Here is a 279-nt window from a genome sequence, read left to right as displayed (position 1 = left end):
AGATCAGGCTTGAATTGTAGAGGCGCGTGTCGATGCCGGTGACGAGACCGGTCATGATGATGCCGGCGGTAAACGCGATCAGCGCGCTGATGACATATTGCGTGACGATGATCGGGCGCGTCGGCAGGCCGGTGGTGCGGGCCGCGTTCGGATTGTCGCCGGTCGCATAGACCAGCCGGCCGAAGCGCGTCCTGCGCAGGAAGAGCCCCATCAGAGCCGCCACGGCGCCAAAGATGACGACCGACATCGGAATGCCGAGCACGCTGCCATTGCCGACGA

The 279-nt window shown here is 64.2% G+C and carries 1 pseudogene; it reads right to left on the bottom strand.

The features are described 5' to 3' along the window. A pseudogene (locus EN852_RS40445) lies at positions 1-279 on the bottom strand (ABC transporter permease); the annotation flags it as partial.

Source organism: Mesorhizobium sp. M2E.F.Ca.ET.209.01.1.1, from assembly GCF_004010375.2.
Taxonomy (GTDB): Bacteria; Pseudomonadota; Alphaproteobacteria; order Rhizobiales; family Rhizobiaceae; genus Mesorhizobium.
This window is presented reverse-complemented; position numbering and strand designations above follow the sequence as displayed.